The sequence below is a fragment of the Methylobacterium nonmethylotrophicum genome (assembly GCF_004745635.1).
Classification (GTDB): domain Bacteria; phylum Pseudomonadota; class Alphaproteobacteria; order Rhizobiales; family Beijerinckiaceae; genus Methylobacterium; species Methylobacterium nonmethylotrophicum.
This window is the reverse complement of the sequence record NZ_SRLB01000001.1, coordinates 158,677-171,815: the sequence shown is the minus strand read 5'-3', so window position 1 is coordinate 171,815 and position 13,139 is coordinate 158,677. Positions and strand designations below refer to the sequence as shown.

Sequence of the window (13,139 nt, the reverse complement as noted above, 5' to 3'; positions counted from 1 at the left end):
AACCACCGCCCTATATGGAGGGGATGACTTCCAGTTTTGGACCCGAGACGACTTCAGGGTGCGGCGCGAGCCGCACCCTTTTTTCATCCGCGCCCCCGGACTTCGCCGCGACGGCCGAGCGGGTGCGCGCCTGCCGGCTCTGCCGCGAGGCGCCGCGCCACGGCCCTCCCCTGCCGGTCGAGCCGCGGCCGATCGTGCAGGGCACGTCGCGGGCCCGGATCTGCATCGCCAGCCAGGCCCCGGGCAACCGGGCGTTCCAGAGCGGCGTGCCGTTCCAGGACCCCTCGGGCAAGCGCCTGCGCGCGTGGCTCGGCCTCGACGAGCCGGCCTTCTACGACCCCGACCTCGTGGCGATCGTCCCGATGGGCGCCTGCTTCCCGGGCCACGATGCCAAGGGCGGCGACCTGCCGCCGCGGCGCGAATGCGCCGAGACCTGGCGCGCGCCGCTGCTCGCCGGGCTGCCCGACCTGGAGCTGATCCTGCTGATCGGGCAGTACGCGCAAGGCTGGCATCTCGGCCGCCGGCCCGGCGGCCTCACCGGCACGGTGGCGGGCTGGCGGGAGATTGTTTCGCAGGAGCGGCGCCCCCGGCTGCTGCCGCTGCCCCACCCGTCCTGGCGCAACACGCCGTGGCTGAGGAAGCACCCGTGGTTCGAGGCGGAGCTGCTGCCGGTGCTGCGGGCCGAGGTGGCGCGGCTGGCGGAGCGGGCTTGATTCCCGGGCACGGTCCCGTGATGGGGATGCAGACGACATATCTGCGTGACGGAGGTCCCGTGCCCGAGCCCATCAGCCCCCGCGACCGCCTGATCGTCGCCCTCGACATGGCGGGCACCGACGAGGCCGAGCGCCTGATCGAGCGGATTGGCGACGCCGCGAGCTTCTACAAGATCGGCTACCGCCTCGGCTACGCCGGCGGCCTGAACCTCGCCGAGCGGCTGGTGCGGGGCGGGCACAAGGTCTTCCTCGACCTCAAGCTCCACGACATCGGCAACACCGTCGAGGAGGGCGTGCAGTCGCTGGCCGGGATCGGCGCCACCTTCCTCACCGTGCACGCCTATCCGCAGACGATGCGGGCGGCGGTAAGCGGGCGTGACAAGGCGGGCGGCGGCCTGAAGATCCTCGGCGTCACGGTGCTGACCTCCTACGACGATGCCGACGCGCGCGAGGCCGGCTATGCGCTCGGCGTGGCCGACCTCGTCGCCGTGCGGGCCGCCGCCGCCCGGGCGATCGGCATCGACGGCATCGTCTGCTCGGCGGCCGAGGCCGCGCAGGTCCGGGCGGTCGTCGGGCCGGACCGCCTGATCGTCACCCCGGGCATCCGCCCGGCCGGCGCCGAGATCGGCGACCAGAAGCGGGTCGTGACCCCGGCCGAGGCGATGCGGGCGGGCGTCGATCACGTCGTGGTCGGCCGCCCCATCACCGCCGCCGCCGACCCGCGTGAGGTCGCGCGCCGCATCGTCGACGAGATGGCGGCGGCGCTCTAGAAGGCAAAGCCTGACAACACGGGAGGACAGGATGGCGAAGGGATACTGGGTCGGCCGCGTCGACGTGACGAATCCGGAGGCCTACAAGAACTACGTCGCGGCCAACGGCGTCGCCTTCGCCAAGTTCGGCGGGCGATTCCTGGTGCGCGGCGGCACCTTCGAGGCGGTCATCGGGTCGAGCCGGGCCCGCAACGTGGTGATCGAGTTCCCGAGCTACGACCAGGCCATCGCCTGCTGGCACTCGCCCGAGTACCAGGCCGCCCGCGCCAAGCAGGAGGGCGGCGCCGAGATCGATCTCATCGTGATCGAGGGGTATGACGGGGTGCAGCCCGGCGGCGCGTAGAGGCGCGAGGCCGAGTCCCCCAAGGGCGTGCGGGCCTCACGGGCGCGGCCCGGCCGCCCGGCCGATGCCCTCGAAATAGTCGGGGTTGAGGTCCGCGATGTCGTCGAGATCGGCAAGCAGCGCGCCGACATGGGCGCCCATCCGGCGCGCCGCCGCCTCGGGATCGCGGGCCGCGATCGCGTCGCGCACCGCCCCGTGCTCGTCGATGACGCGGGCGAGGCGGCCGGCCTGCGGCAGGGTGAGCCGCCGGAACCGGTCGACCTGCACCTTCACCTGCTGGACCAGCCGCCAGATGCCCGGATAGCCGGCGGCCTGGGCGACGCGGGCGTGAAACGCCTCGTCGGCCTGGTGGAACGCCTCGCGGTCGCCCGCCCGGGCCGCCCGGGCCAGGGCCTCCATCGCGCGATCGATCGCCGCGAGGCCCGCCGTCTCGCCGCGCTCGGCCGCCAGGCGCGCGCTCGTCTCCTCCAGCGAGCGGCGGACGATGATCGCCTCGGGCAGGTCGGCATAGGGGATCAGGGCCACGAAGGTCCCGGATTGCGGGAAGATCGCGACCAGGCCCTCCTCGGCGAGCTTCAGCACCGCCTCGTGCACCGGCGTGCGGCTGACGCCGTACTGGCGCGCCAGCGTCTTCTCGCTGATCGGCTCGCCCGGGCGCATCGCGAGCGAGGCGATGCGCGCGCGCAGCTCCTGCCGGATCACTGCCGAGGCCGGCGGCGGCCGCTCGGGGTCGCGGCGCGGCATACGGGTCTGCGCCTTGCGCAGGCCGGTGTGGATGGCGTCCATGCTCATGCCCCTCACCCGCGGCGCGTTGAGCTCGCACCCGTCCCGGAGGGCCTTCCCGAATCCTACCATATGTTGATATATCAGCCCTGCAAAGGCACTCGTCCGACGCGGCGGATGATCGGTCGCGACGACGTGGCGGCCCTCACCACCAGGCGCTGAGGGGACGATGGCGACGGGCAGATCATCTGGGTGGGGCTGGCGCAGGATCCTGCGCCTCGTCCTCACGGTCGTGCCGCCCCTCGTCGGGGTGGTGCTGATCGGGCAGGCCGTCGTGGTGTCGATCGGCGGCGACATCCGCCGGTGGCAGTTCGTGCTCGGGGCGATCTGCCTGTGCCTGACCTTCGCCGGACGGTTGGTGCCGGAGGAGTGAGGGTGCGTCAGCGCGATGCCGCATCGTAAAATGAAACGCGGGATCCCCTCTCCCGTGTGGGAGAGGGGTAGGGGTGAGGGTGGCTCGGCTTCCGCAATGACCATGAACCGTCGAGCTGCGAAGCTCGACGCTTGGTGTCTCATCCGGAACCCGAGCCACCCTCACCCCCGACCCCCTCTCCCACACGGGAGAGGGGAGAGACCTGCGCCTCGACCTCGGATGTTGGCGTGAATCTGAAGCCGAGGTGACGGAATGGCATCGGGGCATGCACGGATTCGAAAGCGGGAACCGCCCCGACCTCCCGCCTCTTGCCCTTCCACAGCCCGCAACCCGAAGGTCCCCCATGCGCGACAACCCGGAGCGGAGCCGGTTCGAGCTCGAGGTGAACGGCGAGGTCGCCTACGCCGATTACCGCCGCCAGCCCGGCACCCTCGTCATCGCGTACGTCTACGCGCCACCGGCCCTGCGGGGCACCGGTACCGCCGACCGGCTGATGCAAGGCGTCGCCGAGGCCGCCCGGGCGGAGGGCGCGCGCATCCGGCCGCTCTGCGGCTACGCGGCGACGTGGATGCGCCGCCACCGCGAGCATCGCGACCTGCTGGGGTGACCGAAGCCGCACTGTCACCCCGGCAAGCCATCACCCGGCCAAACCACTACCCGGCCAAACCACTACCCCGCCATGTCGAGCGGCGGGGCGAGCCCCGCCGGCAGCGGGCTGACATAGGGCGTGCGCGCCAGGCGCTCGGCGTGGTCGGCCTTGGCGCGGGCGAGGAGGTCGGGGTCGCGCAGGACGTCGACGGCGGTGCCGGCCATCGCCTTGGCGACGTGGATCATGCCCTTGTGGGCCGCCGGGGTCTTGCCCTGCGCGGTCATCTGCCAGGAGTGACCCGGCGTGCCGATGGCGTAGGTGGCGCCGCGGGCCTGGACCGTCGGCACCGCCCAGCTCACGTCGCCGACATCGGTCGAGCCCATCATCCGCTCGCCCTGCGCGCGCAGCGGCACGACCGTGTCGCAGAGCGGCGCCTCGGTCACCGGCACGCCGAAGCGGCGATGGGCCGAGACGATGTCCTCGCGGGTCAGCGTCGCCCGGATCTGCTCCGCGAAGGCGCGGTCCTCGGCGTCGAAGGGCGGGGGACCGAGGCGCATCAGGTTGGCGTGCAGCGCCTCCTCCAGCGGCGGGTTCGCCAGGAGGTTCGACATCGCGCTCACCACCTGGCTCGTCACCGTCGTCTCGGTCATCAGCGCGGCGCCCTGCGCGATCTTGCGCACCCGCTCGGCGAGGTCGAGGAGGCCGGGCAGGTCGGCGGCGCGCACGAGGTAGCGCACAGTGGCGGCGGCCTGGACGACGTTCGGGGCGATGCCGCCCGCGTCGAGATAGGCGTAGTGCACCCGCGCGTCGCTCGGCATGTGCTCGCGCAGGTAGTTGACGCCGACATTCATCAGCTCGACCGCGTCGAGGGCCGAGCGCCCGAGATGCGGGGCGGCTGCCGCGTGCGAGGCCTTGCCGGCGAAGGTGAAGTCGAGGAGCTGGATCGCCAGCGACAAAGGCTCCCAGATCGCCGCGAACGGCCCCGGATGCCAGGTGATCGCCACGTCGACGTCGGAAAAGACGCCGTCGCGCACCATGAAGGTCTTGGCGGCGCCCCCTTCCTCGGCCGGGCAGCCGTAGTAGCGCACGCGGCCGGGCACGCCTTGCGTGGCGAGCCAGTCCTTGACGGCGGTGGCGGCGAGCAGCGCGCCGGCGCCGAGCAGGTTGTGGCCGCAGCCGTGGCCCGCGCCCTCGCCGGGACGGGGCCGGTGCTCGGCAACGCCCGCCTCCTGGCTCAGGCCCGGCAGGGCGTCGTATTCGCCCAGGATCGCGATGACGGGACCGCCCTCCCCGGCCTCGCCCATCATGGCGGTCGGCATGCCGTCGATGCCCTCGGTCACCCGGAAGCCCTGCGCGCGCAGCATCGCGGTGTGCTCGGCCGCCGAGCGCGCTTCCTGGAAGTTGAGCTCCGGCGTCTCCCAGACCCGGTCCGAGAGGGCGACGAACGCGGGCGCGTGCTCGTCGACGTGCCGCCAGATGGCCTCGCTGTTGTGCATGTTTCCTCGCGCGTTCGGGGTCTTGTCAGGCTGTGAGTCCCCACCCCTTGTCGCACGATGGGGGCCGGGCGCCATGCGCCCGGATCGGCTCAGGGCTGCGCCGGGTTAGACCCTGGCGGCCACCGAAAGCCGCGCCAGCGCCCGGTCGACGAAGTCGAGCCGGTCCTGGCCCCAGAAGAGCTCGCCGTCGAGGACGATCGTCGGCGAGCCGAACACCCCGAGGGCCTCTGCCTCGGCGCCGTTGCGGCGGTACTCGGCCTGGACGGCCTCGCTGCCTTCGGCGGCCACCAGGGCGGCGCCGGGAAAGCCGTTCTCGTCCGCGATGGCGCGGCGCACCTCCGGATCGGCGATGTCGCGCTCCTCGGCCCACAAAGCCCGCAGGATCGCGTGCGAGAGCAGGAACGCGTCGAGGCCCCTCTGCTGAGCCGCGATCACGGTCCAGCCGGCATGCTTGTTCCAGTTCGGCGCCGGGTTCTGCATCGGGTAGTGGCGGGGCGTCACGTTGAGCGGCAGGCCGAGATAGTCGCGCCAGCGGGCGAGCTCGACGGCATGATAATCGCGACGCGGCTGCGGCCGGGTCCGGATCGGCACGCCGCCGGTCCTCGGCACCACCTCCTGGAAGTCGAAGGGCTTCAGCACCAGCCGGGCGCGGTGGCGGCGCACGATGTCCTGGAGCTTCGGCCCGCCGAGATAGGCCCAGGGCGAGGACAGGCTGTAGAAGCAGGACAATTCGACCATCGGGTGCCTCCGGAAGGGACGGGCATGGATATCCACCAGGACAGCGCGGCCGTGAAGGGTCTGACGGCGTTGGCGGCGGAGGTGCGGCGCGACCTCGCCCGGCTCAACCACCCGCCGGCGTCCTGGACCCTGCCGGTGGAGGGCCCGGACGGGCGCCCCACCCTCGACGTGCTGGTGGTCGGGGCCGGCATGTGCGGGCAGACCGCGGCCTTCGCGCTCCTGCGCGAGGGCGTCTCGAACATCCGGGTCATCGACCAGGCGCCCCGGGGCGCGGAGGGGCCGTGGGGCACCTTCGCCCGGATGGAGACCCTGCGCTCGCTCAAGCACCTCACGGGCCCGGACCTCGGCATCCCCTCCCTCACCTTCCGGGCCTGGTGGGAGGCGCAAGGCGGCGAGGAGGGCTGGCGCAGCCTGTACAAGATCCCGCGCCTCGACTGGCTGCGCTACCTGCTGTTCGTGCGCGACACGGTCGGCGTGCCGGTCGAGAACGACACGCGGCTCGCGCGGCTGTGGCCGGCCGGCGGGCTGATCGGTGCGGCCATCGAGGGCCCCGGCGGCCCCGAGACGGTCCATGCCCGCAAGGTGGTGCTGGCCTGCGGCCGCGACGGCTCGGGCGGGCGGCGGATGCCGCCCTTCGCGACGGGGGCCGAGGGCCGCCTGTTCCACTCCTCCGACGCCATCGACTTCTCGCGCTTTCGCGGCGGCCGGGTCGCGGTGCTCGGCGCCTCGGCCTCGGCGATCGACAATGCCGCCACGGCGCTCGAGGCCGGCGTCGCGGAAGCGACGCTGTTCGTGCGCCGTGCGCATTTCCCGCAGGTCAACAAGTCGAAATGGGCCGCCTTCCCGGGCTTCCTGCGCGGCTACGCCGCCCTCGACGACGCGCGGCGCTGGGCCTTCACGCAGTACATCATGGGCGAGGGCACGCCGCCGCCGCACGAATCGGTGTTGCGCTGCACCCGGCACCCGGGCTTCGCGGTGCGCTTCGGCGAGGGCTGGACCGGGATCGAGGAGCGGCCGGACGGTCTCGTGATCGAGACACGGAAAGGACGCTACCCCGTCGACGCCGCCGTGGTGGCGGTGGGCTTCGACGTCGACCTCGTCCGGCGGCCGGAACTCGCGGCATTCCGCGACGCGGTGCTGACCTGGGGCGACCGGGTGCCCGCCGCCGAGGCCGAGGCTCACCCGGAGGCCGCCCGCTTCCCCTATCTGGGCGACGGGATGCAGATGCTGGAGCGCGTGCCCGGTCAGTTGCCGGAGCTGACCCAGCTGCACGTCTTCAACTGGGGCGTCACGCTCAGCCACGGCGCGCTCGCCGGCGACATCCCGGGCCTCGGCATCGGGGCGACGCGGCTCGCCCACGCGCTGGTGCGCGACCTGTTCGTCGCGCAGGCCGACGCGCATTTCCCCCGCATGGTGGCGCACGAGGACGCGGAGCTCGCACCGACGCCGTACTTCGTGCCGCGGGAGGCGCGATGACACGCCCTCAGTAATGCGGCGGCGGGGGCTCGTCTTCGGCTCCGGCCGGGCGCTCGGCCATCTCGCGCACCCGCTCGCGCAGGGCGGCGACGTGGCGCGTCAGGACGTCGAGGGCGCTCCACTGCTCGGTGACGATCCGGTTCAGGTCCTCGATCGTCGCGTCCTGGTGGGCGATGCGGGCTTCCAGCGCGTCGAGGCGGGATTCGGGATCCGGAGTCACGGGATCCGGGGTCATCGGGGGCCTCCGCTCACGCGAAACGGCCCGGGCGCGGGCCCGGGCCGTCGTCACAGCGCGAAACGCGCGCGGCGATCAGTTGGTCTGGTCGTCGTCGGCGTCGGGGTTGAAGTTGCGCGGGCCGGCGGCGGCGGCGGCCATCGAGGCGGTCGGGGCGCCGGCGCCGTCGCGCTTGTAGATGTCATCGCGGAACTGCACGAGGCCGTCCGGGGTCGACCAGGCGGTGATGTAGGTCCAGTAGACCGGGATCGGCGCCACCGGGCGGGCGTCAACCCGCTGGCCGCTCTGGATGATCGACTCGATCGTCTCCGGGTTGGAGTTCGGCGTGCCCTGCAGGATCCAGGACACGTAGTCGCGCACGTTCTGCACGCGCACGCAGCCCGACGACACGAAGCGGAAGTCGTCGCCGAAGATGCCCTTGGCGGGCGTGTCGTGCATGTAGACGCCGTGCGGGTTCGGGATGTTGATCCGCACGAAGCCCATCGAGTTCAGGTCGACCCCCGGATCCTGGCGGAAGCGGTAGCGGGTCGCCTCGTCCGAGTGCCAGTTGACCTGCGACGGCGGGATCTCGCGGTCGCCGTTGAAGATGCGGATCTTGTTGTCCGTCAGGTAGGACGGATCCTTCTGCATCTTCGGGATCAGGTCCTTCTTGATGATCGAGGCCGGCACGGTCCAGTAGGGGTTGAAGTTCACCTCCTGGATCTTGGCGTTCATGATCGGCGACTGGCGGTCGATCTTGCCGACGCCGGCGGCGTGGCGGGTCGCGACGTGGTCGCCCTCGACCGTCTCGACCAGGGCCGCCGGGATGTTGACGATGACGTAGCGCTCGCCGAGGCTGCCCGAGTAGGAGCGCAGGCGCACCGCGTTCAGCTCGAGCTGGCGCAGGCGCACCTCCGCCGGGACGTTCATCGCCTGCACGGTGGTGATGTTCATCGCGCCGGTCTGGTTCAGGCCGTGGCGGGCCTGGAAGCGGCGCACGCCGGCCTCGACGTAGGAATCGTAGACCGGCGAGGAGCCGGCGGCCGGGTCGAGGTCGCCCGAGGCGATCAGGCGCTGGCGCAGGGCCGTCACCGCCGGGTTCTTCGTGCCGACGCGCAGGCGGTCGGCGCCGGAGAGCGGCTGCCAGCCGCCGCGGGCCACGATGTCGCGGTAGCGCTCGACCATCTGCTCGGTCGCCGCCAGGGTCTGGGGCGACAGGATCGGCGTGTTGGAGCGCTGGACCCGCATGGTCGCGGCGGAATCATAGTTCTGCGCCCACTCGGCCTGGGCGAGCGCGCCGCCCCGGTCCTGCGCCAGGGCCGGGAGGACGGCGGTGGCCAGGAGAGCGAGGCCGAGCGAACCGGTGAGGGAAACGCGTGTCAGCATGGGAGATATGCTCTCGAACCTGTGAGGCGCGGGACTGCGAACGCGGCGGATCACTCACGCCGCCGCGTTGCGCCCCATTCTATGGCCCGTGACGGTGCCGGGGTGCGGTTAAGACTCCATGAGGAGCGGGCCAGATTGTGGCGCCGGGCGGGCGCTGCTGTGGAGCCTGCAGCTGGGCTGTGGACTGCGGCAATTCTGCAACGCGCGCGGAGCCGCGATGCCCCCGCGGATCATCGCGCCCGTAGCGGAACCGGGCCGCCTCGGCTATGTCTCGGGCATGAGCGATCGGCGGCACGAATCGGGCAGGAGGACGGCGCGCTGGCGCGCGGCCGCCGCCGTGCTGTCGCTCTACGGGCTCCTGCTTCAGGCCTTCCTGGTCGGGCTCAACCCGGCTCCCGTGATGGCGGGCGCCGGCATCATCTGCCAGTCCCACCAGGATGCCGGGACGGGGAGCGGGGCGCCCGCCCACGGCCATGCCTGCTGCACGGTCGCCTGCCCGGGACCCCTCGCCCCGCCGGAGCCGGTCGCCGGCCCGGGCTGGCCGCCCCGGGCCGCGATCGGCCTGTCCTGGCGCATCGACGCGGCCGCCCCGCCGCGCGGGCCGCCCAGCCGGCCCTCCTCCGCCCGCGGTCCACCGGCCGCGTGACGCGCCTTGCGGGCGGCCCTGCCGCCCGTCCCCGTCACGCCTCCAGGACCCGACACCATGACGCTCCCGCTCCGCGCCGGCCTCGCCGCCGCCCTCTCCTTGCTTGCCGCCCCCGTCTTCGTCTCACCCGCCTCGGCCCACGCCGTCCTCGCCGTCACGCAGGCGAGCCCGAACCAGGGCTATCGCGGCGTGGTGCAGATCGGCCATGGCTGCGACGGCCGGGCCACCACCGCCGTCACGGTCACGATCCCCGAGGGCGTGATCGCCGCCAAGCCGATGCCGAAGCCCGGCTGGCAGCTCGCCACGGTCAAGGGCGCCTATGCGCGGGCCTATCCGTCCTACCACGGCACGGTCGCGGAGGGCGTGAAGGAGATCACCTGGAAGGCCGGCTCCCTGCCGGACGACCAGTACGACGAGTTCGTGTTCCAGGCCCGGATCACCGACGCCTTCGCGCCCGGCGCCACGGTCTACTTCCCGGTCCGGCAGGATTGCGACGGCGCGGTCGCCGACTGGCGCGAGGTGCCGGCGGCCGGCCAGTCCGCCCGCGACCTGAGATCGCCCGCCCCGGGCGTGCGCATCGTGGCCGCCGCCGGGCCCGCGCCGGCCGCCTCCACCGGCGCCGTCGTGAAGGCCGGCGACCTGACCATCGCGAGCCCCTGGATCCGCGCCACTCCCGGCGGCGCCAAGGTGGCGGGCGGCTACCTGCAGGTCACCAACACCGGCACCGAGCCCGACCGGCTGGTCTCCGCCGCGATCCCCCTCGCGGCCCGGGCCGAGGTGCACCAGATGTCGATGGACAACGGCGTGGCCAAGATGGCGCCGGTCGAGGCCGGCCTCGTCATCAAGCCCGGCGAGACCGTGGTGCTCAAGCCCGGCGGCTACCACCTGATGTTCATGGATCTGAAGGGCCCGGTGAAGGCCGGCGACGCGATCGAGGGCAGCCTCACCTTCGCCCGCGCCGGCACGGTGCCGGTTCGCTTCGCGGTCGGTGCCATCGGGGCCTCGGCCCCGGAGGCCGGGGGCGGGCACCAGCACCATTGATGGGCTGGGCGGGGACGCGCGCCTCCCGCCGCTCCGTGCGAGCCGACCTCTCAAGGTGACCCGTGTCCCCCCTCTCCCGTGTGGGAGAGGGGCTAGGGGTGAGGGTGACACGCTTCAGTATGAAGCACTGGGCGTCGCGCGGGCAGCGGGACCGTCGGAGCTAGAGTCAGAACCGTAGCACCCTCACCCCTGCCCCTCTCCCACACGGGAGAGGGGATCCCGCGCTTTGACTTGAGATGTCGGCTCGCCTCGACCGAGCCGCATCACCGTCGAATTCAAAAAATCTTTTCTCGTCCGCGCCGTCGAGCCGCCGCGTGCTCCGGCCTGCGAAAGGTCGCATCGTCATGTCCCGTGTCCATCGCGGCAGCCCCGCGCTGCCGGCCCTCCTCGGGGTCCTCCTGCCGCTCGCGGCCGGCGCGCAGGAGGCCGGCACCATCGCCCTCGAGCAGATCGACGTGGCGGGGCCGGCCGCCGCCAAGCCGGCTGCCGGCTCGCTCACCGTTCCGGGCATCCCGGAGCAGCGGCGCGCGCTCGTCCAGACCGTCGGCTCCGTCGCCTTCGTGGACGCGGCCGACATCCAGGACCGCTACGCCAACACCCTGCGCGACGTGCTGAAGGACGTGCCGGGCGTCACCGTGCAGGAGCGCTACGGCCAGGAGCTGCGCCTGTCGGTGCGCGGCTCCGGCGTGGCCCGCGGCTTCCACCTGCGCGGGATCGAGCTGTTGCAGGACGGAATCCCGCTCAACCTCGCCGACGGCAGCGGCGATTTCTACCAGGTCGACCCGCTGAGCCTGCGCTCGGTCGAGGTCTACAAGGGCGGCAACGCGCTCACCTTCGGGGCGACGACCCTCGGCGGGGCGGTCAACCTCGTCACGCCGACCGCCCGGACGGCGCTGGCGCCGACCATCGTGCGCATCGACGGCGGCAGCTTCAACGCGGTGCGCGAGAACGTCCAGGTCTCGCGGGTGAGCGGCCCGGCGGACTTCCTGGTCAACGGCACGATCACCAACGCGGACGGCTTCCGCCAGCACGAGGTGCAGCGGACGCAGAACGTCAACGCCAATCTCGGCTACCAGATCGCACCGGGCATCGAGACCCGGTTCTATGCCGGGATCTATCTCACCGACCAGAAGCTGCCGGGTGCCCTTACCTTAAGCGAATCCCTGACGACGCCGCGGATCGCCAACCCGGCGGCGATCACCGGCAACCAGTCGCGCCAGGTCGCGACCGAGCGCATCGCCAACCGCACCTCGTTCCTGCTCGATGTCGGCAAGCTCGACATCGATTCCTGGGCGATCCACAAGTCGCTCTACCACCCGATCTTCCAGGTCATCGACCAGGACGGCTGGACCTACGGCGTCGCGCCGCACTGGGCCGGCACCTTCGACGTCGCGGGCTTCCGCAACGACGCGATCCTGGGGTTGCGCGCCTATGCGGGCCAGAACACCGCGCTGCAGTTCATCAACGTTGCGGGCAACCGCGGGGCGCAGACCCGCAACAGCCTGCAGAGCGCGTCGAGCCTCGAGGCCTATGGCGAGAACCGGTTCTGGTTCCTGCCCGAGGTGGCGCTGATGACCGGCGCCAAGCTGTTCTCCGCCAACCGGACCTACAGCGACAAGGGCGGCCTGCCCGGGAACCTCGGCGCCCAGTTCGCCAACCGCACCTACGAGGGTGCGAACCCGAAGATCGGCCTCCTCTGGCAGCCCCTGCCCGACCTCCAGGTCTTCGGCGACGTGACCCGCTCGCGCGACGTGCCGGACTTCTCCGACCTGGTGCAGACGAACCTGAACAGCACCACCTTCGTGCCGCTCCAGGCCCAGCGCGCCTGGACGGTCGAGGCCGGCACCCGCGGCCGGATCGACCGGCTGGCCTTCGACGTCACCCTCTACCGGGCGGAGGTGCGCGACGAGCTCATCAACTTCTCGACCAATGCCGGCCTCGGCATCCCGGCCGCGACCTTCAACGCGCCCCGCACCCGCCACCAGGGCGTCGAGGCCGCCATCTCGCTCGACCTCGCGCGCGACCTCACGGGTGCGGGCGACACCCTGACCCTGGCGCAGGTCTGGACCCGCAACGACTTCCGCTTCGTCAACGACCCGGTCTACGGCAACAACCGCATCGCCGGCCTGCCGCGCGACATCCTGCGCACCGTGCTGACCTATGCCCGCGGCTCCGTCACGCTGGCCCCCTCCCTCGACTGGGTGCCGCGCGGCGCGTTCGCCGACCACGCCAACACCCTGCGGGCCCCGGGCTACGCGCTCGTCGGCCTCCAGGCCTCGGTCGGCCTCGATCCGGGCCTGACCCTCTTCCTCGATGCCCGCAATCTCACCGACGCCCGGTACGTCTCCGACGTGTCGGCGGTGACCAACGCCGCAACCCTCACCGGCAGCGCCGCCCGGATCTTCTACCCGGGCGACGGGCGCAGCGTGTTCGCGGGGCTGCGGGGCACCTTCTGAGGACGCGTCCGCCGTCCGGCCCCACCAATGCCCGTCCGATCCACGTGGTCATCCCGGAGACCGCCCCAGGCGGGAGACCGGCGAGACGCTGGAAAGACCCCGGGGTGGCCGGCGA

General features: G+C 72.4%; 14 protein-coding genes. 9 read left to right on the top strand and 5 right to left on the bottom strand.

The window, feature by feature from the left end:
- The first annotated feature begins 23 nt into the window (after positions 1-23).
- From EU555_RS00800 to EU555_RS00790, 3 genes are read left to right on the top strand one after another with little or no spacing between them, the layout of a single operon-like run.
- Positions 24-713 carry a uracil-DNA glycosylase family protein gene (locus tag EU555_RS00800; RefSeq protein ID WP_135412550.1) on the top strand — a complete coding sequence of 230 codons (690 nt, stop codon included), beginning with the start codon at positions 24-26 and terminating at the stop codon, positions 711-713.
- Positions 714-772: 59 nt separating this feature from the next.
- Positions 773-1,483 carry an orotidine-5'-phosphate decarboxylase gene (pyrF, locus tag EU555_RS00795; RefSeq protein ID WP_135412549.1) on the top strand — a complete coding sequence of 237 codons (711 nt, stop codon included), beginning with the start codon at positions 773-775 and terminating at the stop codon, positions 1,481-1,483.
- Between the two features lie 31 nt (positions 1,484-1,514).
- A complete protein-coding gene (locus EU555_RS00790; RefSeq protein WP_135412548.1) occupies positions 1,515-1,826 on the top strand; it encodes a DUF1330 domain-containing protein in 312 nt (103 codons plus the stop codon).
- 36 nt (positions 1,827-1,862) lie between these two features.
- Here the strand turns inward: EU555_RS00790 and EU555_RS00785 are convergent, their stop codons facing one another.
- On the bottom strand, positions 1,863-2,618 hold the full coding sequence (locus EU555_RS00785) for a GntR family transcriptional regulator (RefSeq protein WP_342636456.1): 756 nt from the start codon (positions 2,616-2,618) through the stop codon (positions 1,863-1,865).
- Between the two features lie 160 nt (positions 2,619-2,778).
- Between EU555_RS00785 and EU555_RS00780 the strand changes: the two genes are divergently transcribed.
- Together EU555_RS00780 and EU555_RS00775 are read left to right on the top strand one after the other, a co-directional pair.
- Positions 2,779-2,982, top strand: coding sequence for a hypothetical protein (locus EU555_RS00780; protein ID WP_135412547.1), 204 nt, complete (start codon positions 2,779-2,781; stop codon positions 2,980-2,982).
- Between the two features lie 343 nt (positions 2,983-3,325).
- Complete coding sequence (locus tag EU555_RS00775; RefSeq protein WP_135412546.1) at positions 3,326-3,589, top strand: GNAT family N-acetyltransferase; 264 nt, start codon at positions 3,326-3,328, stop codon at positions 3,587-3,589.
- 62 nt (positions 3,590-3,651) lie between these two features.
- On the opposite strand, the gene EU555_RS00770 is transcribed toward EU555_RS00775, so the two are convergent.
- Positions 3,652-5,067 (bottom strand): M20 family metallopeptidase, encoded by a 1,416-nt coding sequence (locus EU555_RS00770; RefSeq protein WP_135412545.1) that lies wholly within the window; start codon positions 5,065-5,067, stop codon positions 3,652-3,654.
- Between the two features lie 105 nt (positions 5,068-5,172).
- The gene (locus EU555_RS00765) at positions 5,173-5,805 is read right to left on the bottom strand and encodes a 2-hydroxychromene-2-carboxylate isomerase (protein ID WP_135412544.1); all 633 of its coding nucleotides are present in this window, start codon (positions 5,803-5,805) and stop codon (positions 5,173-5,175) included.
- Positions 5,806-5,829: 24 nt separating this feature from the next.
- Here EU555_RS00765 and EU555_RS00760 point away from each other — a divergent pair, with 24 nt between their 5' ends.
- Complete coding sequence (locus EU555_RS00760; RefSeq protein ID WP_135412543.1) at positions 5,830-7,281, top strand: FAD/NAD(P)-binding protein; 1,452 nt, start codon at positions 5,830-5,832, stop codon at positions 7,279-7,281.
- 7 nt (positions 7,282-7,288) lie between these two features.
- Here EU555_RS00760 and EU555_RS00755 read toward each other — a convergent pair whose 3' ends face one another.
- Together EU555_RS00755 and EU555_RS00750 are read right to left on the bottom strand one after the other, a co-directional pair.
- The gene (locus EU555_RS00755; protein ID WP_135412542.1) at positions 7,289-7,516 is read right to left on the bottom strand and encodes a SlyX family protein; all 228 of its coding nucleotides are present in this window, start codon (positions 7,514-7,516) and stop codon (positions 7,289-7,291) included.
- A 75-nt stretch (positions 7,517-7,591) separates the two neighbouring features.
- On the bottom strand, positions 7,592-8,881 hold the full coding sequence (locus tag EU555_RS00750) for a L,D-transpeptidase family protein (protein ID WP_135412541.1): 1,290 nt from the start codon (positions 8,879-8,881) through the stop codon (positions 7,592-7,594).
- 217 nt (positions 8,882-9,098) lie between these two features.
- Here EU555_RS00750 and EU555_RS00745 point away from each other — a divergent pair, with 217 nt between their 5' ends.
- From EU555_RS00745 to EU555_RS00735, 3 genes are all read left to right on the top strand, one after another.
- The gene (locus tag EU555_RS00745; protein WP_245524075.1) at positions 9,099-9,527 is read left to right on the top strand and encodes a hypothetical protein; all 429 of its coding nucleotides are present in this window, start codon (positions 9,099-9,101) and stop codon (positions 9,525-9,527) included.
- Between the two features lie 57 nt (positions 9,528-9,584).
- Entirely contained in the window at positions 9,585-10,568 is a 984-nt protein-coding gene (locus EU555_RS00740) for a copper chaperone PCu(A)C domain-containing protein (protein WP_135412540.1), read from the top strand.
- 344 nt (positions 10,569-10,912) lie between these two features.
- Positions 10,913-13,024 carry a TonB-dependent receptor family protein gene (locus EU555_RS00735; RefSeq protein ID WP_135412539.1) on the top strand — a complete coding sequence of 704 codons (2,112 nt, stop codon included), beginning with the start codon at positions 10,913-10,915 and terminating at the stop codon, positions 13,022-13,024.
- Positions 13,025-13,139 lie beyond the last annotated feature (115 nt).

What these genes read in the sequence shown, in the direction of transcription:
- EU555_RS00775 (WP_135412546.1), top strand. Translation starts at nt 3,326, where the DNA reads ATGCGCGACAACCCGGAGCGGAGCCGGTTCGAGCTCGAGGTGAACGGC.
- EU555_RS00740 (WP_135412540.1), top strand. Translation starts at nt 9,585, where the DNA reads ATGACGCTCCCGCTCCGCGCCGGCCTCGCCGCCGCCCTCTCCTTGCTT.
- EU555_RS00790 (WP_135412548.1), top strand. Translation starts at nt 1,515, where the DNA reads ATGGCGAAGGGATACTGGGTCGGCCGCGTCGACGTGACGAATCCGGAG.
- EU555_RS00765 (WP_135412544.1), bottom strand. Translation starts at nt 5,805, where the DNA reads ATGGTCGAATTGTCCTGCTTCTACAGCCTGTCCTCGCCCTGGGCCTAT.
- EU555_RS00745 (WP_245524075.1), top strand. Translation starts at nt 9,099, where the DNA reads ATGCCCCCGCGGATCATCGCGCCCGTAGCGGAACCGGGCCGCCTCGGC.
- EU555_RS00770 (WP_135412545.1), bottom strand. Translation starts at nt 5,067, where the DNA reads ATGCACAACAGCGAGGCCATCTGGCGGCACGTCGACGAGCACGCGCCC.
- EU555_RS00785 (WP_342636456.1), bottom strand. Translation starts at nt 2,618, where the DNA reads ATGAGCATGGACGCCATCCACACCGGCCTGCGCAAGGCGCAGACCCGT.
- EU555_RS00780 (WP_135412547.1), top strand. Translation starts at nt 2,779, where the DNA reads ATGGCGACGGGCAGATCATCTGGGTGGGGCTGGCGCAGGATCCTGCGC.
- EU555_RS00760 (WP_135412543.1), top strand. Translation starts at nt 5,830, where the DNA reads ATGGATATCCACCAGGACAGCGCGGCCGTGAAGGGTCTGACGGCGTTG.
- EU555_RS00750 (WP_135412541.1), bottom strand. Translation starts at nt 8,881, where the DNA reads ATGCTGACACGCGTTTCCCTCACCGGTTCGCTCGGCCTCGCTCTCCTG.
- EU555_RS00800 (WP_135412550.1), top strand. Translation starts at nt 24, where the DNA reads ATGACTTCCAGTTTTGGACCCGAGACGACTTCAGGGTGCGGCGCGAGC.
- EU555_RS00755 (WP_135412542.1), bottom strand. Translation starts at nt 7,516, where the DNA reads ATGACCCCGGATCCCGTGACTCCGGATCCCGAATCCCGCCTCGACGCG.
- EU555_RS00735 (WP_135412539.1), top strand. Translation starts at nt 10,913, where the DNA reads ATGTCCCGTGTCCATCGCGGCAGCCCCGCGCTGCCGGCCCTCCTCGGG.